The sequence below is a fragment of the Rhodococcus sp. ACPA1 genome (assembly GCF_002300195.1).
Lineage (GTDB): Bacteria > Actinomycetota > Actinomycetes > Mycobacteriales > Mycobacteriaceae > Rhodococcus_F > Rhodococcus_F opacus.
This window is the reverse complement of the sequence record NZ_NSDX01000002.1, coordinates 435768-453566: the sequence shown is the minus strand read 5'-3', so window position 1 is coordinate 453566 and position 17799 is coordinate 435768. Positions and strand designations below refer to the sequence as shown.

Sequence of the window (17799 nt, the reverse complement as noted above, 5' to 3'; positions counted from 1 at the left end):
GGAATGTCATCGACGCCGGGCCGAGCAGTGGTGACGCGGGTACAGTTCCACCGCCCCGCACACGGCTCATACCTGGGGATCGGCGCCGAGCAGCGCTCTCGCCTGAAGGATCGCCTGTTCGACGTCGTCGTCGAGATCTGCGGAGGGCAGTGACCCGAGTTCGCCGCGGAGCAGTCCGACGTCCTTGAGTAGCAGGTCGTACTGGACGTCGACGAGGTTGTCACTCATCCAGCTCTGGCCGGTCGACACGCCGATCACCTCGAAAAGGCCCTTGGCCGGCACCCCGTGTTCGGCTGCGAGGTTGAGCATCCGTGCGGTGGCGGCCAGGTTGTAGGTGGCCAGCGCATTGTTGAGGAGTTTCACCAGGGCCGGTTGCCCGTAGGACTCCATCGAAAAGACGCGGCCGGAGATGTCGGCCAACAGCCGGTCCTCCGCTGGGACGGTGTCAGGTCCGGCGAGGAAGATGGTCATCGAGCCTTGGCGGGCACCCTGGGGGCCACCCGAGACGGGGGCCTCGAAGACGCGCCAGTTGTCCGGGGCCGAAGACATGATCCTCCGGGCGTCCGCGGGCGCGAGCGTGGTGTGGACGAAGACGGTCAGCGGCCGCGCAGTGTGTTCCTGGAGCGCGGTGAACACGGACGAGACTTGGTCCGCCAGCCGCACCGCGACGTGGACGCTGTCAATGGACGGCCAGTCGAGTGCCGCCAGGTCGCTGCCGGCCGGCGACGCGGCCTCTTCCGACCACTCGCGCACGCGTTCGGTGTTGAAGTCGTAGCCGTACACCTCCTGCCCCAGCTGGGCGAGATGTGCGCCGATGTTTCCGCCGATGGGTCCGAGTCCGATTACCAAGTGCATGAGCGTTCCTCGAGTGTGAGAGAGAAGGTTGTGAGAGAAGATGCCGGACCGGCATGGCGAGTCATCGAGCTGTCGGCGGGTTCGGCGGGCGTCACGAGGACGCCGGGACGAGACGAAATCGGCTCAGTCCGTGGGGGACTCCGCGTCGAGACCCCGCTCTGCCATGACCTGCTTGACGAGGGTCAGGCCGTTGAGCACGCGCGGGAACCCGACGTAGGGGATGCACTGGATCAGGGCACCGACGATCTTCTCTTTGGTCAGGCCCACGTTGAACCCGGTGTTGATGTGCAACTTCAACTGGGGTTCGGTGCCCAGGGCGACCAGCGTGGAGATGGTCACCATCGTCTGCTCCTGCTGGGTCAGGCTGGTTCGGGAGTAGATGTCCCCGAAGGCGAAGGAGACGATGTAGTCGGACAGGTCGGCGTCCAGGCTCTTGTAGGACTCCACGAGCTTGACGTGGTCAAAGGTGTTGGTGTGCTCGGGGGAGACGAGCTCCATCATGCGGTCGAGGCCGCGCTGGTAGCGATCTGTGGTCATGGGGATATTCCTCTTCGATTTGCCGGTAGGCGACGAGCGGTAGCCTATAAAACGCTACGTTGCGTATCGATGGTAGCATTTGCCGGCGGACAATTGAAAGGGCGGCCGAAGTGAACATCTCGAAGGCGGGCGACGACGGAACACCCCGGAGTGCAGGATCCGGGCACGACAAGCGGCGCGCCCGGACGCAACGAGCGGTCCTCGACGCCACACGGGAATTGCTCGCGGAGAACGGATTCGGCAACCTGACAGTCGAAGGCGTGGCGGCCCGGTCGGGAGTAGCGAAGACCACGATCTACCGGCGGTACCGGTCCAAGAACGATCTGGCACTGGCTGTCCTGCTGGACATGGTCGATGAGGTGAGCACCCAGCCGTATCGTGCGGACACGTGGTCCGAACTGGTGATCCTGGTCGACCGGACCGTGGAGCTCATGTGCACTTCTCTGATGGGCCTGGTCATGAAGGGCCTGGTGTCGGAGGTCGCTGCGGATCCCGAACTCGCACATGTCTACCGGGACCAGGTGGTGAGCCACCGGTTGGCGGACGTGAGCGCACTGGTGGAACGCGGCATCTCCAGAGGAGAGCTGAGGGCTGACCTCGACCCCGAAATGGTCACCGATCTGTTGCTCGGCCCCATCTATTACCGGTTCTTCCTCAGTGGCGCGCCCATGGACGACGGGTTCGGAAGGCGGCTGGTCACCACACTGCTCCCTTCTTTCGCGGCCTGATCTGGAGCAGCCCAGAACGACCGCAGTGCACCGCTCCTCGGCTGATGCCACCCGAGGAGCGGTGCACTGATCAAGCAAAGCCGCTCCTATTGAGCGATGTAGCCGCCGTCGACGACGACTTCGGACCCGGTCATGAACGACGATTCCTCCGAGGCCAGGAACAGCACCACGGTGGACACCTCCCCCGGCTGGGCCGCGCGGCCCAGGATAGTGGTGCCCAGGAGAGCCTTCTCCCCTTCGGGGTCGGCCAGGATGTCGTTTGTCATCGCCGTCGCAATCACCCCCGGGTGCACAGAGTTCACGCGAATCCCGAACTCTTGCAGGTCCACCGCAGCGGCCTTCGTCAGAGTCCGCACGGCACCCTTCGATGCCTCGTAGGCGGCCGCATTGGGCGCGCCGATGATCCCGTACATCGACGAGATGTTGACGATCGACGGCGCCTTCGACTCTTTCATCGCCGGGATGATCGTCTTGCAACCCAGGTACGTGCCCTTGGCGTTGACCGCGAAGATGCGGTCCCACACGTCTTCCTCGGTGTCCTGCAGTGACTTGAAGGCGAGGATGCCCGCATTGTTCACCAGGATGTCGACGCGTCCGTGGGACTCGACGGCATGGTCGACGACAACCTTCCAGTCGGCCGAACTCGAGACGTCATGCTGCACGAAAGACGCAGTCCCGCCGTCCTTCTCGATCAGCTTGACGGTCTCCCTGCCACCCTCGACGTCGATGTCGGTGACTACGACGGCCGCACCCTCTTCCGCCAACAGCTGGGCGTGCGTGCGCCCCATACCCGTGGCGCCACCGGTCACGACGGCGATTTTGCCTTCAACACGCTTGGTCATTTCGTTCCCTTCGGATTTCGAACCAGCTTCTTGTTGGCGAATTCGTTGAAGCCGAACTTGGCGAGTTCGCGGCCGAACCCCGATCCCTTGACACCGCCGAACGGCAGATCGGGCGAACTCTTGCTGGTGCCGTTGATCCAGACCATGCCGGTCTCGAGCACCGCGGCCACGCGGTCGGCCTTGTCCGGGTCCGACGTGAACACGCTGGACGAGAGGCCGAACGGGGAGTCGTTGGCCAGGTCGATCGCCTCGTCCATCGACCCGACGCGGTACACGACCGCCACCGGACCGAACAACTCCTCACGGAACGCACGCATCTCACGCGTGACGCCCGCCAGGACGGTAGGCGGGTAGTAGGCCCCGGGTCCGGCCGGCCGGCTACCGCCCAGCAGGACGTCGGCACCGTGTGAGATCGCGTCCTGGACAAGCTCGTCCAGTTCCTCGACCCCCGCGTTCGACGCCATCGGTCCGAGCTTCGTGTCGGGGCTGGTCGGGTCGCCGGGCTGCCAGCCGGCCATCCCGTCGACGAATTTCTGCACGAACTCCTCGTACACACGTTCCTCGACGAGGAACCGCTTCGACGCGGTGCACGCCTGCCCGCCGTTACCGAGCCGCCCGACGACCGCGGCGCTCGCCGCCGCCTCGACGTCGGCGTCGTCGAGGACGATGAACGGGTCGGAGCCGCCGAGTTCGAGCACGCATTTCTTCATGTGCCGTCCGGCGACCTCGCCGACGGCGGACCCGGCCTTCTCGGATCCGGTCAGCGACACACCCTGGACACGGGGATCCGCAACGGTATTCGCGACTTGCGCGGAGGAGATGAAGGCGTTGAGGTACACGCCCGCGGGCAACCCGGCCTCGGCGAGTACCCGTTCGATGGCGAGGGCGGACTGCGGGCAGTTCCGCGCGTGCTTGAGGATGATCGTGTTGCCCAGGGCGATGTTCGGGGCGGCGAAACGTGCCACCTGGTAGTAGGGGTAGTTCCACGGCATGACCCCGACGAGCGGGCCGATCGGCTCGGTGCGGACGACGGCCGTGCCGGGCCCCGTGATGTCGAGGGGTTCGTCCGCCGTGTACTCCTCGACATGGTCGGCGTAGAACTGGTAGATCGACGCGACCAGCTCCACCTCGCCCTTGGCCTGCGCGAGGGGCTTGCCCATTTCCGAGGTCAGGAGCTTGGCCAGCTCTTCGGCCTGCTCGCGGTGGATCTCGGCGGCCCGGGTGAGGACGGCGCGGCGCTGCTCCAGCGGCGTGGTGCGCCAGGAGCGGTAGGCCGCCGTGCTGCGGCCGATGAGAGCGTCCAGCTCCGCATCCGAGATCTCCGGGTACTGGGCGATCTGGTCTCCGGTTGCCGGGTCGATGGTGGTGTAGACACCCATGGGTGTTCTCCTGCGTGGTTGAGACGGGGCCGGGTGCCATCGGGTTCGATGGCACCAGGCAGTTCTGGGCTACGGATGCGGACTCAGGCCGGGACGGTGTCGGCCGATGTCAGCTCGAAGCCGCGGTAGTCGTTGGCGGTGACGTCGGTCAGGACGCCGCGGTAGTTGCCGAGCCCGCCCAGGTAGAACAGGACGCTGGGCTCCTTGCCCGGGACGTTCGCGCCGAAGATCCACGAATTCCCCTTCGTGAACAGGGTGGCGTTCGCGATGTCCGTGCAAGTCGCGGTCCATGCGGCCTCGGCCTCCGGCGTGGGCTCGATCGCACGCAGTCCGGTGCGTTCGGCGTAGTCGATGGTGTCGCTGATCCACTCGACCTGGGTCTCGATGCTCGGTGGCAGGTTCGTGAACGGGCCGTTGGGGCCAAGGACCATGAACCAGTTGGGGAAGTTCGCGGTGGAGATGCCCAGGTAGCTGGTCGGCTGTCCGTTCCAGTGGTCGTTGATGTGCAGGCCGTCGCGGCCGCGGATCTCCATCCGCCGGTAGTTGCCATCCACGGCATCGAAGCCGGTCGCGAAGACGAGCACGTCCACCTCGTGCAGGACCCCGTCCTCGGTCACCACACCCTTGGCGGTGACCTCGCGGATCGGATTCTCCTTGATGGCAACGGCCTCGACGTTCGGCTGGTTGAAGACCTGGTAATAGCCGTCGTCGCACAGTGGGCGCCGGGCGAACAGGCCCGTCGGCATCAGCTTGCGGGCCGTCTCCGGGTCCTCGATCGTCTCGGCGATCTTGGAACGGATGAAGGACGCGGCGGTCTCGTTGGCCTCCTCGTCCGTGGCAATGTCACCGAAGGTGGCGAACATGAACCGGAAACCGCCGCCGTGCTGCCAGGCCTCCTCGTAGACGCGGCGGCGCTCCTCCTCCGAAACACTCATCGCCGGCACGGTGCTCTCCTCGAAGCCGAAGGCCACCGACGAACCCTTGACCTGCGTCCAGATCCCCTCGTACTCCGCCTTGACCGCATCGATCTGCTCCGCGGTCACGGGACGCTTGCCGACCGGGACGGAGTACTGCGGGGTGCGGACGAATACGGTGAGGTGTTCGACCTCCGGTGCCAGGGCGGTGATGACCTGCTGGCCGGTGGAACCGGTGCCGATCACCCCGACGCGTCGGCCCGCGAGGCTCTTGCCCTCCGGCCAGGCGGCGGTGTGGATGGTCTCGCCCTCGAAGGTGTCCAGGCCGGGCAGGTTGGGGAAGTTGATGGCGGAGAGCAGTCCGACGGCGTTGATCACATAGGTGGCCCGGTACACGTCACCGGCGCCGGTGGTGACCTCCCACACTCCCTCGTCGTCCAGGTAGATCGCAGAGGTGACCTCGGTGCCGAACCGGAAGTGGCGGCGCAGGTCGAAACGGTCGACGACGTCTTCGAGGTATTCGAGGATCTCGGGCTGGGTGATGTAGGTGCTCTTCCAGGTGCCGTCCTGCAGCAGGTCGCGGTCAAAGGAGAAGCGGTAGACGTGGCTCTCGGTGTCGGAGAGGGCGCCCGGGTAGCGGTTCCAGTACCAGGTGCCGCCGGGACCGTCCGCCTTGTCGAAACCGACCGTGGTGAGGCCGAGTTCGTGGTGCAGCTTGTGGACGGCGTAGATGCCGCCGAAGCCGGCGCCGATGACAACGGCGTCAACGGTGCGCAAAGAGGTCTGGGCAGACATGGCGAACTCCTGTGTCGTTCAGATGCAGAGGAAGAAGATGCGGGGAAAGAGAGGGATGTGGCGGCACCACGCGAGCGGCACCACCACGGGTCTTACTTGGTGGTTTCGGACCAGGTCGGTTGATGCCTCATCCGTGTCCTGTGTCCTATCTTCCGCGGCCGCCTCGATGTGATGGCCGCCACGGCGTCTAGATCAAAGATAGAAGAAGGTTCCAACACCCCTGCGTTCCAATGTGAAACACCTTTCGCCAACTTTGGGACCGAGAAGGGCGCTCCAAGGCCTGTTGGCCTGGCGTTGACCAAGGCCTCCCCGGTCTATTTCCTGGTCCTCGCTGACCCGCACCAAGCAACCGAGCGCGAGACCTCAATCCTGGTATCGGCCGCACCACCCTGTCCGCGAGACTGCCGGTCCTGAAAATTGATGCCGCGGAACGAATGATCGCTGCCGGTCCGTGACCTCGGGCAATCCGGCCATCCCTGTGTGAGACGGCCCCGCCGTCCGAGCCTCGATCCGCGAACAGCCCCCGCGGTCCACCGCGGGGGCTGTTCATCAGGGAGCCGTGACGGACTAACTCATCGTTGCGTCTGCAGGCCGTTTGGAAAGGTCAGAATGTTCAGGCGAGCTCAATTGACCGGTCAGCTCTGCAGTTCTCGGACCGCCGAGCAATTCTGCGGGAGTCTTCGACGTCTCGCGCATACCGACAACCGCGATCGCACCGATTCCGGTGGCAATCGCACCGAAGAACGCCACCGGAAGCCAGCCCGACGGGCCCGTGCTCAGGAGCAGGGCGGCGATCAGCGGAGCGAATCCTGCAAGGAGGTTACCGAGCTGGTTGCTGACGGCCATTCCCGTGAATCGGACGGGTGCGGGGAATTGCTCGGCGAAGAACGACGTCCACACGCCGTTGTAGCAGCTGAAGAACACTGACATGTTGACGAACGCGAAGATCGCGATCAGCAGGATATTCGTTGTAGAGATCGCCCACAGGTACGCGAAGATACTGAGCGCACCGCCGACGGCACCGATCAGCATCGTTCGCTTCCGGCCGATCACGTCGGAGAGGTAGCCGGCTGCAGGGATGGTGATAATCGACAACGCTATTGCCCCGGAGATGATGGCGAGCATCGCGCCACGATCCACCCCGACCGAGGTGGCATACGACAGGCTGAACACTGCGAACAAGGTTTGCATCGACGCCATCAGCGATGCTCCGGCGACACGGATCACGTCGCGCCAGTGATACTTGATCACGTCGTTCAGCGGCCGCTTCCGGACTTCGCTTCCCTCTTTCGCTTCGGTGAACGCCGGAGTTTCGTCCAAATGGCTCCGCACGTAATAGGTGATGACGACGACTACGGCGCTGAGCCAGAAGGGAATTCGCCAGCCCCAGGTGTACAGCAGGTCGTGGGGCAGCATCGCGACCGGGAGAAACACGACGGTGGCCAGTGAGCAGCCGACCGCGTAGCCGACCATCACGAAACTGGTGAAGAATCCCCGGCGTCCGACCGGGGAATGCTCCACGGTCAACGTCGACGCTCCCGCCGATTCAGCTCCGGCGGAGAACCCTTGAACGACGCGGAGAGCGACGAGGAGTACCGGTGCGAGAAGGCCCACCTGCTCATATGTCGGAAGGCACCCGATGGCAAAGGACGCGACGCCCATCATCACGACCGTGGCCAGCATGACGCGTTTACGGCCGAGCCGGTCGCCGAAGTGGCCCATCACCACCGCGCCGACAGGACGTGCCACGTACCCCACGGCGAAGGTGGCGAATGATGCGATGAGCGCAACCGTAGGGTTGCCAGCCGGAAAGAACAGCACGTTGAAGACCAGAGCGGCCGCGGCGCCGTACACGAAGAAGTCGTAGTACTCCAGCGCACTGCCGAGGAGCGCCGCTGTTGCCGCACGGCGGGGAGTCATCGCAGGCGGCGACGATGCTGTACTTGTCATTTGATTCTCCTGGAAAGGGTGGTAGCAGAGCAAAGGGTCCGCGGGCGTTGTGACCCTCGGCAGCGGTGGAGCGCCAATGTGATGGCCGCCACGGTGCGTGAATCAAAGGTAGAGGCAGGTTCCAGCCCGCCTGTGTTCCAATGTGGAACAACCCTGCAGTTCATCGATCGGCGTCCGCCCCGCCTCACGAAGATCCCCTGCGTCGGGACCAGTACTCCGTCAGTCGATTTCGGTGCGGTCGAGGATGGCGAGCAGGTCGGCGAGAAGTTTGTCGGCTTCGTCGTCGATGCCGTCGAGGATGTCGGTGACGGTCTCGAGGCGGGTGTGGGCGTTGCGGCGGGCGACGATGCCGCGGTCGTAGTAGTCCTGGTCGAGGTCGACATCGACCGCGACCGGGGCCACCGCGTTCTCGTGTAACAGCGTGGGCGTCCTGGCCGGAGGCCGCTTGTGTACGGGTGCTTGCCCAGTCAGGTGCGCCCGAACCAGGCCGGCGACGGAGTGTCCGGTCAGCGGAGTCGGGGCGAAGGGGGTGTGGCCCCACCTGTCGATGGGTGTGAGCAGCGGCCGTTCGTCGCGACGCGCGTTGGCTGCGAACGCCGCTAGCTCCGCACCTTTGTCGAGGCGGCCAGCGAGGAGTTGGGTGCTCGGGTACCGGTCCAGAAAGCCGAGCACCTCCACCCAATTCCAATACACGGCGGTGGGGTCGACGCCGGATTCTGTGGTGACGCGAACCCAGCCCTCCTCCCCTGCCCTGAGAACGAGCGTGTCGCGCTCGGCGGTGATGTCGCTGCGCCGCATTCGGGCGATCTCCTAGAAACTCAACCCCGCTGCCGCCAGGGATAGCAGGAGAGCGTCGCGTCGGCCGAACAACCCGCCAGGCCACCCGGTGACCGGAATTCGTGGCAGCACCTGCGCCACCCGCTTCCCGACCTGGGCCAGCCGGTCGGCGCGCGCGTTGTTGACCAGCTGCCGGATCGTCTCCGCGCGGCCCGGCGCCGGCAAGCCGGCGGTGGTGTGGACGGTGGGGCTTCCCCCCTGAGTGAGGACATCATGAACACTGGGTCGTGAAGACCCAGAGGAAGAGATGTCACTGATGGCGATGAAGGCGTACTCGGCGGAGTTCAAGGCCGATGCAGTCGCGCTGTACCTGTCCGATCCGAGCCACACGTTCGAGGGCATCGGCAAGGATCTGGGAGTCAGCCGCGAGACGCTGCGCACCTGGGTGCGGGCCGAACGCAAACGCACCGGCGCTCCCGCGGCCGAGCTCCGGGCCAGTGGGGCGGCGCGGCCGGCATCGCGGGCCGGCGGGGTATCGTCCGAGTCCGTGTTGGAGGAAGAGAACAGGCAGCTCAAGGCCCAGATCCGCAAGCTCGAAACCGAACGGGAGATCCTGCGGAGGGCCGCGAAATATTTCGCCGGGGAGACGAATTGGTGAGCAGCCACTTCCAATTCGTTGACGACCACTGCGACACCTTTCCGGTGAAGTGGCTGTGCCAGATCCTCGAGGTCTCCCGCTCGGGGTTCTACCGGTGGCGGGCCGCCGCGCCGGCCCGGGACGCCCGCACCTCCGCCGACGAGGAGTTGGCCGCCCGGATCCGCGCCATCCACGACGACTCCGACGGCACCTACGGGGCCCCACGGGTGACCGCCGAACTGCGCGATGCCGGGATCGAGGTCAATCACAAGCGGGTCGAACGGGTCATGCGCGTGAAGGGGATCGTCGGGCTGCATCTGCGCAAACCGGTGCGCACCACGATTCCCGCCCCGGACGCGGCCCCGGTGCCGGACCTGGTCCGGCGGGATTTCACGGCGAGCGCACCGAACACCAGGTACGTCGGGGACATCACCTACCTGCCGGTGGGTGACGGTGAATTTATGTATCTGGCGACGGTGTTGGACCTGGGTTCGAGACGGTTGGCGGGGTGGTCGATCGCCGACCATATGCGCACCGAGTTGGTCACCGATGCGCTGCGGGCGGCGGCCGCCTGTCGTGGCGCCGCCGGGCTCGATGGATCAATATTCCACTCCGACAACGGAGCTCAATATGCATCGGCGGAATTCGCCGAACTCTGCTGCGAGTTGGGGGTGACCAGATCGCGGGGTGCGGTCGGAACGTCGGCGGACAACGCGGCCGCCGAGTCGCTGAATGCGACGTTGAAACGGGAGACGCTGAAGGGGCGGAAACGCTGGAACAGTGCGGGCGAGGCGCGCGCTGCCGTGTTCCGCTGGATCACGCGATACAACACCAGAAGGAGGCATTCCACTCTCGGCCAAATCTGTCCGGTCGAGTTCGAGCAGCGATCGGCTACGCTGGCCACCGCCGCATAGGAATAGGTGTCCACATCTCGGGGGGAACGCCCGGTGTTGATCGCGGTGACCCGGCGACGCTGCGTTCCGTCGGCCGCCGGATGGTCGGCGAGGAACTCCGCCAGCACACTCGGCTGTGTCGGCAGTACTCGGTGATCGCAGGCCTGGCACCAGTCGACGAACAACGCCCAGTCGTGCCTGTAACGCCTGGGCACCACCGGCGGTGGGCACTCACTCAGTCCTGGTGGGGTGCTGCCGAGGTCGACGTACACGCTCAGAGCCCGATCTCGGTGACGGCGTTCCACCAGTGGGGCGTGTTCGCGGGCGTAAAGCTCCACGGTCGCGGGGTTGGTGTGGCCGGTCTGGCGCATGATCGCGTGCGCGTCGGCGCCGTTGCGGAAGGCCTGGGTGACGAACCCGGCCCGCAGCGAGTGTCCGCCGAGTTGGGCAACAATGCTGCCGTCGTAGCCGGCGGCCTGGGCGCGGCGTCGGATCGACGCATGCACCGCCGCACCCGATAACGCGGTGTCGGAGAGGTTGCCGTTCTTGGCGATCGCCCGGAACAACGGGGCCCGAGCTCGCATGCGCGGCAACGCCGATCGGCAGACATGGTGCTCGAACGGCTGGGCGGTGCGCAGCAACCGGATCAGCCCTGGTCGGCCGGCCAGGTCGAATGCGGCGACGACCTGCGCCCACCGAACATACGCGCACGGTGGGCATGTGTGGTGGTTGGTGGTGAACGGCAACGCCCGCACCGTGCCGGTGCCCTCTTGGTCGGTCTTCGACCGCCGCAACCGCACATGTACCCCGTCCAGGCGGTGCACGGTCACGTCCCCGCAGTGCAGGGCGACGAGGTCGCTGCGCCGGAACGCCCCGGCGAATCCCATCAATAGCAGCGCGCTGTCGCGGCGTTCGTGGACCTCGGTGGCCCAGCCGGTAACAGCCTGCCGGGCGGGCTGGGGTCGAACTCGACGACGAGATTCTCCTTGCGGAGCTTCTTCCACCACTTCTTGAGGCGGTCGAGCTTGTCCTCACTCATCCCGCCGCCACCTGTCTGCATGAACTCCCCGTGATCGCGCAGGCGGCGGTAGGCGGTGGCTTTGTCATGACCTGCAACGGTCTTCCACGGCCACGCCTCGTTGACGATCTGCCGAGGACTTTTCTCGCCACCGTAGGTGCGCATGTGCCAGGACACGGCCTGGCGCGAGACGTTGTACAGCTCAGCGATCTCGGACTGGTTGAAGCCCTGGGCTTTGAGTGATTCGATCACCGCTTTCGTGAGGTCGACAGATTGGTCAGGTTTGCGGCTCGTGTTTTCCTCCATGCGAAGGGTGGTCCTCTCTTGGCACAACCACTGGAAAGGTCGGGTGCGGGCAGTGCTGTGCCCCTGCGCGCTCCTGGGTCTCGGCGTCGTGTGCGGCCTCTGGGGAGAGGATCCACACGAGCGCCGCCGACCTTTCGGGGCGTGAGCGTATCGGGCTTCTGGTTTCTGTCGCGGAACCGGCGGTACTACCAGCCGAGTGCGAACCAGTCGACTTCGCGCAGGGCTGTCTCGATGCGGGTGGCTTCCCGAGCGATCTCGGCGGGGTCGTCGCCGTCATCCCGGGTGGGATCGTCGCTCCCGAGGGCGGCGAGCGCGGCGGCGACGGCCAGTTCGACGGTGGGATAGGCGCCGAGCGGGTTGCCATTGTGCGCCCACCATGCGCGGACGTAGCAGCCGTTGGGCGATGGGCAGAACCCTATTGCCTGGTCGCCGCGGCGGACGGTCGGGCACTGCGGCGGGTATCCGCTGGTCATGAGGGTCGGTCATCGGACGTCATCGAGCAACTCCTTCAGTGTCCGCGCTCTCGGCCTGCGATTCGCGGGTGATCGACGATCAACGATCTCACATGGTCGACGGCCGGCCTCGACCGAAAATGCGTCGTCTTGGAGATCCCACCGCCTCAAGTCCTCGACCAAGCGATTGTGCCGATCTGATCTGCTTCTGCCTCCACAGAGAGTTGCTATCACCGGTCGGAAAGGCCCGGGAAGCGATAGCCGGTCATCGACGTTGACCGGTCGGCGCCCCCGAAGCGCCCGATACAGTCACAGGGATGGATCAAACAATGCGCGCCCATCCAGCGGCCCAGGCTGGACCTTCCGATGGACTTTGACAGCCAGGCTGCCGCCAGCGGCGATCGGACCGACGATCTCCTCGCCAGGGCGGTGTCCGAGGCCCTTACGGCGGGCATGTCGTGGGCTCAGATCGCCTCGCAGCTCGGCGTCCCATCTCCAGTCGCCCGCGACCATGCCGCTCTGACCGATCATGACTGGCAAGAAGCGATAGTTGCCCATGAGAATGCCCGGGCAGCACGGCTCAAAGACCAAGCCCTGCCCCGGCGATCCGAGACACCCGAGACCGCACGCCTGCCGCGCGACTAACATTTGGAAACTAGCCACGGATACGGCCCGTCGCCGTCCGCCACCGTCGTCGCAGGGCCCCAGAGCCCGCCGAGAATTACCGGCCACGGCCGCCGGATCCTCCGCACCGAACAAGGCCGACGGGCCAACCCCTCCGCAACGCTCTGACCCGCTAGGGCATGCAGTGGATCGTCGCGTCAGAGCTCAGTGAGAGACACCAGCCCATCCTGTAGCGCCCGGATCAACAGGCCGGACTTGTCGGCAACGGGGCGGCCTGCGGCAGCGTACTTCGCCCGGATCCGGATCAGGTGGGTGTTGATCGTGCCCAGGCTGATTCCCAGGTCGGCTGCGGCAACATTCTTCGATTCACTACGCAGCCACAGGCGGAGGATCTCCAGCTCGCGTGGCGTCAGAACGGGCCGTCGCTGCGGTTCCCCGACAGCGTCGGGCGTGGGGTCAGGAACAGAAGTCATAGCGATCTCACCTTCTCGAGCCGCAGCGCTTGCCACAGGACACTGGGTGATTCGAGGCGGCACACCAGCCGGATGGGTCGATAAGCAGGCCCGCGCCACCAAGGTATGTCCGTTTTGTCCGTTGTTCACCGCGGTGAACAAACCGTACCCGAAGCCGGTTTCGAGGATGCATGAGCGATGTTCCAGGGGCGCGTCGCTGACGGTGCCCGGTGAAGATTGGTTATCGTCGGAGGCCTGTAGAACCAAGGGGGTCCGGCGACCATGAGATCTTCGACAGTCACCGACGTGTCGACGCTGCTGATGATCGACTCCGCGTCTGCGCGGGACCGAGACGACGCCTTCTCCGTCATCCCGCTGGCCGGTGGCCGCGGATGGGCGATCGAAGTTCATATCGCCGGCGTGGCCGACGTCGTGGAACTGGGGTCGGTCGCCGACGAGCAGGCGTTCCTGCGGGCGGAGACCAAGTATCTGCGCAACCGCACCATTCGGATGCTCGGTGAGACAGCCGAGCAGGCTGCCACCCTGACCGCTGATGCCCGGCGCACCAGTCTGCGGGTCACCGGCACCCTCACCACCGACGGCCGGCTGGTCGATGTCACCGTCGGCCGCGGAGAGATTCCGTCGGGCCGGTGCGCGGCGGTCGATCACGCCGAAGTGCCCGGAATTCTCACCGACCCAACACATCCGCTGCACCCCCAGCTCGCCGCGGCGGATGCGGCCGCACATGTCCTGCTGACCGCCCGCCGTGACGGCGGTGCCCTCGCGTTCTACGACCTCACCCGAGGATGGGCAGCCAATGAGGACGGTGCCATCGTGGCGATCGCCGCCGAACTGCGGACCGTCGCCTACGTCATCGTGCAGGAGCTGATGATCGCCACCAACGAGGCGGTCGCGCTCTGGTGCGTCGAGCACGGACTGCCGATCCTCTTACGAAAATTGGGTGACCACTGCGGGTGAGGACGGGTGGAGGTGACCCGCCGCTTCTTCACTGGTCATTGCTCCATTGCACTGGGAATCACGCAGTCGAATCCTGCGAGCTGGGGTCACCGGTAGTGGATCCGCTTACGGAACGAAGGCCGACTGCCGCCGGCATGCGCTGGGACACCACTTCGTCCCGGTGCAGGTTCATCTATCGGTCGTCTGGATTGCGGAGGTTGGGATAGTGACTCAAAGCTTGCGTTCGTTCCTCGGTTCCGGCCGTGTAGAACCTGGTTATTAGTTGATCGAAATGCATTGCGGCGTCTGAGAGGACGTGCACGAGTTGGTCGCCGAGGACGGTGCGGTCCCCGGAGCCTTGGAGGCCAATGAAGATCTCCCACAGTCGAGTTCCCGGTGGAGGTGATTTCGGTCGATGCTTGGCGTACAACGCTGCGGTGCACTCGGAGGCCAGCACAAGATTGAGGATCTGCCAGCGTCCGAAGGCTGCGAGGGTGTCGGGAAGGACTGGGTGCAGTGCGGCGACGTACTTGGAGGCGGTGGCTTCGTCCGCGTAGATCTGCAACACGTTTTCGACACCATCTTCGTCGTGGAAGGGTGCCGGCGGATCCGGCCCGAGATCCCAGACGCTGCCGAAGTAGACCGGGCGGCCACCGACCGCGGGATAGTCGGTGACCGTGGATTCGACCAGACATAGCATCCGGTGCGCGTAGAGAGCGGCTAAACGCGCATGGACCGCGAAGATGTCGAGAACTATGCCGGCGGTGCGCCGGTCCATTCGGGCGAGAGTGTCGTATCCGGCGATGGCGAGGACGGTCCCAGAGCTGGCGGGATCGCTGCCGTAGTCGAACCTGGCGACGTCGGAGTGCACGTCGTTGAACGCGTCGAGGTTGCGGCCGAAGTAGGAGGGAAAGGACATCGCCTTCGCGAATGCGGTGTGCATGTTCGCGACGGTGGTCCATGGATGGGCGTCGATGCGGTGCACGATGTAGCCGAGATCGGTGAGGCGGGCGCAAGCTCCGCGGGCCCTGCGGAGAGTCCCGGTCACCGCCCCACTCCACACTGAGCAAGGTCGACATGTCGGCACTCTGCGAGGCTCTGCCCCGTTGGGGCATGTAGGTGGGCCAGGCGCGTCAAAACTCAGCGAGAGACACCAGCCGGTCCTGCAGCGCCCGGCTCAATGATCCAGACTTATCGGCAACGGGGCGCCCTGCGGCAGCGTACTTCGCTCGGACCCAGATCAGTAGGTGTTGAAGCTTATTCGCCGCCAGCTGCGCGGCGATGACGACGGACTTCGGTGATGTCGGTGCCCACACTGACGCCGCACGACGTTGAGTCCGCCCATGGTGGGATTCCGCAGCGTGCGATTCTTCTGCCCTCGGTCGCTCGCGAGCTGGTGCGTGGGAGGTACTCGTGCTCAGGCTAATTCCCAGGTCGATGCGGCAACAGTCTTCGATTCACTGCGCTGCCACAAGCGAAGGATCTCCAGCTCGCGCGGTGTCAGCGAGGCCGCCGTTGTGATTCCCCGACATAGCCGGGCGTGAGGCCAGGGACAGAAGTCATAGCGGGCTCACCTTCTCCAGCCGCAAGGGTTGCTGCAGGACAATGTGTGTTTCGAGGCAGCACACCGGCCGGATGGGTCAATACGATCGGCCCGGCGATGCCTGGCGCGGTCGAGTTCAGGACGCAGAGGTCAATCCGGATGGTCGGGTCTGTGCTCGATCACATTCACGGCGACCTCGTTGACCGGAATATTGACAAGCTGGGACCGCGTGGCCAGGATCGGGAAGGCCTCGTCGGGGTCGGTCGAGCCCACCAGAATGATCTGCAGCGATCACCACCGTTCGCGGTAGTGCGCGGACGTGCCCGCAGCACGCGGAATCAGGTGTGATCGGAGACCCTCATACGCGTGATTACCGGCGAGTCAGTTCACGGAGCTACCAAGGCCCACATCGTCGCTCGCCATAGGTGAACACCCCCATATGCCGAACGCTGACCCGCACGTCCCGACAGCCGGCCTCGAGCTGAACTCTCTGAGCTGGTGGCACGGGAAACTCTGCTATCCCCGCGGCCGATGAGTTCCGCGTCGCCACGCAGTCTGTATGTAATGAATGCTCCTTCCGCTCCAGCGGGAGGCCCGAGATGAGGTGACAAGGAGCGTGCACACCGTGGACCGAGAGAACGTGAGCGCCACGCTGACTGTCGCCGTGCCCGCCGCCAGGGTGTTCGCACTGCTCGCCGACCCGACGACCCATTCTGCGATCGACGGCACCGGCTGGGTGCAGGAAGCCGCCGATCAGGCGCCGCTGACCGAGGTGGGGCAGATCTTCCGGATGGACATGTATCACCCCAACCACCCAAACGGTGACTACCAGGTGGCCAACCAGGTCCGGGTGCTCGACCCGCCGCGCGCCATTGCCTGGCTGACGGGGCAGGAGAAGGACGACGGTCACCTGGAGTTCGGCGGCTGGTTCTGGCGTTACGACCTGGTGCGACTTGGTCCGTCCGAGACTGCGGTCACGCTCACCTACGACTGGTCGGCGGTGCCGCAGTCCATCCGGGAGTACCTTCAGTTCCCGCCGTTCGGTCCTGAGCATCTCACCAACTCGCTGCACCACCTGGCCGAGCTTGCCGCACCGACGTCCCGGGCTCGGACGCCCGACCGCTAGACATCTGCCTGTCGGCCCGCCGTCACGGTCCGTCCGTGCACAGAAGGCCGTCGAGTAGTCCTACGGTTGGGCGAGCCGCTCGAGGAGCCATGAATCGATGCCGGTGAGCGCCGTCCTGGCCATTGCCGTGGGGTGGGCGGTGAACCCGTGGGGCGACTCGGGATAGATCCGGAGCTCGACGTCATTGCCGGCGGCGGAGAGCCGACCTGCCATCGCGAGGTTGTCTTCCAACAGCACGTCATTGCACCCGACGACCAGCAGCGCCGGGGGAAGGCCGCGGAGGTCGCCGTAGACGGGAGAGATGTCCGGAGTGGTGCGATCTTCCACGTGGCCGACGTAGGCCTGGATGAAATACTCGTCTGCGATCCGACGTCCGGCCGGAGTCTGCGCGCTCGAGTCATATGTGCCGAATTGGAGTGCGGCGCCGGTGAACCCACCGACGGCCCCTCTGTCCCTCAGTCGGAGCAGGGTTGCCAGAGCGAGTGTTGCTCCCGCCGACCGCCCCCCGATCGCCAGTCGAGATGATCCGAAGCGGGCATCAGCGTGGCCGACGAGCCAGAGCGCCGCCGCTTCACAGTCATCGGGTGCGGCCGGCCACGGGTGCTCGGGTGCCAGCCGGTAGTCGACGCTGACGACGGCGATGTGGAGAGCGTCTGCGAGCTCACGGTTACGCGCGTCATCTCGCGCTGCGGAATCCATGTAGAAGCCGCCACCGTGTATGTCCAGATAGACGCCCCGCGCTCGGCCGTCGGTGGGAGTGAAGATCCTCACCGGGACACGTGCTCCCGCGGCTTCGACCGTCTCTTCGATCGCCGGTGGATCGACGGGAGAAGGAGCGGACCGCCTCGCCCGCATTTCCCTCAACTCCTCGAGAGTGCTGGGGCCACGTCCAGCTGGCCGCGAGTTGTAGAAGCTCCGAGCTTCTTCGACCTGCTCCTCCGGCACCTCAGCCGACAAATCGCCCAGCGCGAACCGCACGCGCCCTCCTCACACTCGGGGGTCTCATCACGACGC

At 65.5% G+C, this 17799-nt stretch carries 18 protein-coding genes and 3 pseudogenes; 6 read left to right on the top strand and 15 right to left on the bottom strand.

Features of this window, described 5'->3' with window-relative positions; translation table 11 throughout:
- Positions 1 to 66 precede the first annotated feature (66 nt).
- Entirely contained in the window at positions 67 to 855 is a 789-nt protein-coding gene (locus CJ177_RS08615) for an NAD(P)-dependent oxidoreductase (RefSeq protein WP_095867569.1), read from the bottom strand.
- A gap of 123 nt (positions 856 to 978) precedes the next feature.
- Positions 979 to 1392 (bottom strand): carboxymuconolactone decarboxylase family protein, encoded by a 414-nt coding sequence (locus tag CJ177_RS08610; protein ID WP_061043212.1) that lies wholly within the window; start codon positions 1390 to 1392, stop codon positions 979 to 981.
- A gap of 110 nt (positions 1393 to 1502) precedes the next feature.
- On the opposite strand from CJ177_RS08610, the gene CJ177_RS08605 reads away from it, so the two are divergent.
- Complete coding sequence (locus CJ177_RS08605; protein ID WP_061043211.1) at positions 1503 to 2120, top strand: TetR/AcrR family transcriptional regulator; 618 nt, start codon at positions 1503 to 1505, stop codon at positions 2118 to 2120.
- An 86-nt stretch (positions 2121 to 2206) separates the two neighbouring features.
- On the opposite strand, the gene CJ177_RS08600 is transcribed toward CJ177_RS08605, so the two are convergent.
- The 5 genes from CJ177_RS08600 to CJ177_RS08580 all read right to left on the bottom strand — a co-directional run bounded on the left by CJ177_RS08600 (position 2207) and on the right by CJ177_RS08580 (position 8798).
- A complete protein-coding gene (locus tag CJ177_RS08600) occupies positions 2207 to 2962 on the bottom strand; it encodes a glucose 1-dehydrogenase (protein ID WP_061043210.1) in 756 nt (251 codons plus the stop codon).
- A complete protein-coding gene (locus tag CJ177_RS08595) occupies positions 2959 to 4341 on the bottom strand; it encodes an NAD-dependent succinate-semialdehyde dehydrogenase (protein WP_061699808.1) in 1383 nt (460 codons plus the stop codon). The genes CJ177_RS08600 and CJ177_RS08595 overlap by 4 nt, the downstream gene beginning before the upstream one ends.
- 83 nt (positions 4342 to 4424) lie before the next feature.
- Positions 4425 to 6050 (bottom strand): NAD(P)/FAD-dependent oxidoreductase, encoded by a 1626-nt coding sequence (locus CJ177_RS08590; RefSeq protein WP_095867568.1) that lies wholly within the window; start codon positions 6048 to 6050, stop codon positions 4425 to 4427.
- 567 nt (positions 6051 to 6617) lie between these two features.
- Positions 6618 to 8000 carry an MFS transporter gene (locus CJ177_RS08585; protein WP_257014442.1) on the bottom strand — a complete coding sequence of 461 codons (1383 nt, stop codon included), beginning with the start codon at positions 7998 to 8000 and terminating at the stop codon, positions 6618 to 6620.
- A 219-nt stretch (positions 8001 to 8219) separates the two neighbouring features.
- Positions 8220 to 8798 carry a hypothetical protein gene (locus CJ177_RS08580; RefSeq protein WP_257014441.1) on the bottom strand — a complete coding sequence of 193 codons (579 nt, stop codon included), beginning with the start codon at positions 8796 to 8798 and terminating at the stop codon, positions 8220 to 8222.
- Positions 8799 to 8886: 88 nt separating this feature from the next.
- Between CJ177_RS08580 and CJ177_RS48160 the strand changes: the two genes are divergently transcribed.
- Both CJ177_RS48160 and CJ177_RS08575 read left to right on the top strand, forming a co-directional pair.
- A complete protein-coding gene (locus tag CJ177_RS48160; protein ID WP_257014440.1) occupies positions 8887 to 9039 on the top strand; it encodes a hypothetical protein in 153 nt (50 codons plus the stop codon).
- Between the two features lie 54 nt (positions 9040 to 9093).
- Positions 9094 to 10328 (top strand): IS3 family transposase gene (locus tag CJ177_RS08575; protein ID WP_257014439.1). Its coding sequence is split into 2 segments (ribosomal slippage): positions 9094 to 9415 and positions 9415 to 10328, totalling 1236 coding nucleotides; the frame shifts between segments, so codons are not numbered across the junction.
- Positions 10329 to 10581: 253 nt separating this feature from the next.
- On the opposite strand, the pseudogene CJ177_RS08570 reads toward CJ177_RS08575, so the two are convergent.
- From CJ177_RS08570 to CJ177_RS08560, 3 genes and pseudogenes are all read right to left on the bottom strand, one after another.
- A pseudogene (locus tag CJ177_RS08570) lies at positions 10582 to 11260 on the bottom strand (site-specific integrase); the annotation flags it as partial.
- Positions 11194 to 11631, bottom strand: a complete 438-nt coding sequence (locus CJ177_RS08565) for a hypothetical protein (RefSeq protein WP_179443171.1) — start codon at positions 11629 to 11631, stop codon at positions 11194 to 11196. The pseudogene CJ177_RS08570 and the gene CJ177_RS08565, both read right to left, overlap by 67 nt.
- 185 nt (positions 11632 to 11816) lie before the next feature.
- On the bottom strand, positions 11817 to 12104 hold the full coding sequence (locus CJ177_RS08560; protein ID WP_095867567.1) for a hypothetical protein: 288 nt from the start codon (positions 12102 to 12104) through the stop codon (positions 11817 to 11819).
- 345 nt (positions 12105 to 12449) lie between these two features.
- Between CJ177_RS08560 and CJ177_RS08555 the strand changes: the two genes are divergently transcribed.
- Entirely contained in the window at positions 12450 to 12728 is a 279-nt protein-coding gene (locus tag CJ177_RS08555; protein ID WP_005241514.1) for a hypothetical protein, read from the top strand.
- A 176-nt stretch (positions 12729 to 12904) separates the two neighbouring features.
- On the opposite strand, the gene CJ177_RS08550 is transcribed toward CJ177_RS08555, so the two are convergent.
- On the bottom strand, positions 12905 to 13180 hold the full coding sequence (locus CJ177_RS08550; protein WP_025432496.1) for a response regulator transcription factor: 276 nt from the start codon (positions 13178 to 13180) through the stop codon (positions 12905 to 12907).
- Between the two features lie 261 nt (positions 13181 to 13441).
- On the opposite strand from CJ177_RS08550, the pseudogene CJ177_RS08545 reads away from it, so the two are divergent.
- Positions 13442 to 14113 (top strand): annotated as a pseudogene (locus CJ177_RS08545) (RNB domain-containing ribonuclease); the annotation flags it as partial.
- Between the two features lie 196 nt (positions 14114 to 14309).
- On the opposite strand, the gene CJ177_RS08540 reads toward CJ177_RS08545, so the two are convergent.
- The 3 genes and pseudogenes from CJ177_RS08540 to CJ177_RS48155 form a co-directional block, all read right to left on the bottom strand.
- Positions 14310 to 15164: a barstar family protein gene (locus tag CJ177_RS08540; RefSeq protein ID WP_257014438.1), complete on the bottom strand. Its 855-nt coding sequence runs from the start codon at positions 15162 to 15164 to the stop codon at positions 14310 to 14312.
- 85 nt (positions 15165 to 15249) lie between these two features.
- Positions 15250 to 15360: pseudogene (locus CJ177_RS49170) on the bottom strand (LuxR family transcriptional regulator); the annotation flags it as partial.
- Between the two features lie 449 nt (positions 15361 to 15809).
- Positions 15810 to 15932 carry a hypothetical protein gene (locus tag CJ177_RS48155; RefSeq protein WP_257014437.1) on the bottom strand — a complete coding sequence of 41 codons (123 nt, stop codon included), beginning with the start codon at positions 15930 to 15932 and terminating at the stop codon, positions 15810 to 15812.
- Positions 15933 to 16284: 352 nt separating this feature from the next.
- Here CJ177_RS48155 and CJ177_RS08520 point away from each other — a divergent pair, with 352 nt between their 5' ends.
- Positions 16285 to 16785, top strand: coding sequence for a polyketide cyclase (locus CJ177_RS08520; protein WP_197436269.1), 501 nt, complete (start codon positions 16285 to 16287; stop codon positions 16783 to 16785).
- A gap of 60 nt (positions 16786 to 16845) precedes the next feature.
- Here CJ177_RS08520 and CJ177_RS08515 read toward each other — a convergent pair whose 3' ends face one another.
- Positions 16846 to 17763: an alpha/beta hydrolase gene (locus tag CJ177_RS08515; protein ID WP_095867566.1), complete on the bottom strand. Its 918-nt coding sequence runs from the start codon at positions 17761 to 17763 to the stop codon at positions 16846 to 16848.
- Positions 17764 to 17799 lie beyond the last annotated feature (36 nt).

Coding starts and splice junctions, on each gene's coding strand:
- CJ177_RS08615 (WP_095867569.1), bottom strand. CDS start 855: ATGCACTTGGTAATCGGACTCGGACCCATCGGCGGAAACATCGGCGCA.
- CJ177_RS08610 (WP_061043212.1), bottom strand. CDS start 1,392: ATGACCACAGATCGCTACCAGCGCGGCCTCGACCGCATGATGGAGCTC.
- CJ177_RS08600 (WP_061043210.1), bottom strand. CDS start 2,962: ATGACCAAGCGTGTTGAAGGCAAAATCGCCGTCGTGACCGGTGGCGCC.
- CJ177_RS08595 (WP_061699808.1), bottom strand. CDS start 4,341: ATGGGTGTCTACACCACCATCGACCCGGCAACCGGAGACCAGATCGCC.
- CJ177_RS08590 (WP_095867568.1), bottom strand. CDS start 6,050: ATGTCTGCCCAGACCTCTTTGCGCACCGTTGACGCCGTTGTCATCGGC.
- CJ177_RS08585 (WP_257014442.1), bottom strand. CDS start 8,000: ATGACAAGTACAGCATCGTCGCCGCCTGCGATGACTCCCCGCCGTGCG.
- CJ177_RS08580 (WP_257014441.1), bottom strand. CDS start 8,798: ATGCGGCGCAGCGACATCACCGCCGAGCGCGACACGCTCGTTCTCAGG.
- CJ177_RS08565 (WP_179443171.1), bottom strand. CDS start 11,631: ATGGAGGAAAACACGAGCCGCAAACCTGACCAATCTGTCGACCTCACG.
- CJ177_RS08560 (WP_095867567.1), bottom strand. CDS start 12,104: ATGACCAGCGGATACCCGCCGCAGTGCCCGACCGTCCGCCGCGGCGAC.
- CJ177_RS08555 (WP_005241514.1), top strand. CDS start 12,450: ATGGACTTTGACAGCCAGGCTGCCGCCAGCGGCGATCGGACCGACGAT.
- CJ177_RS08550 (WP_025432496.1), bottom strand. CDS start 13,180: ATGACTTCTGTTCCTGACCCCACGCCCGACGCTGTCGGGGAACCGCAG.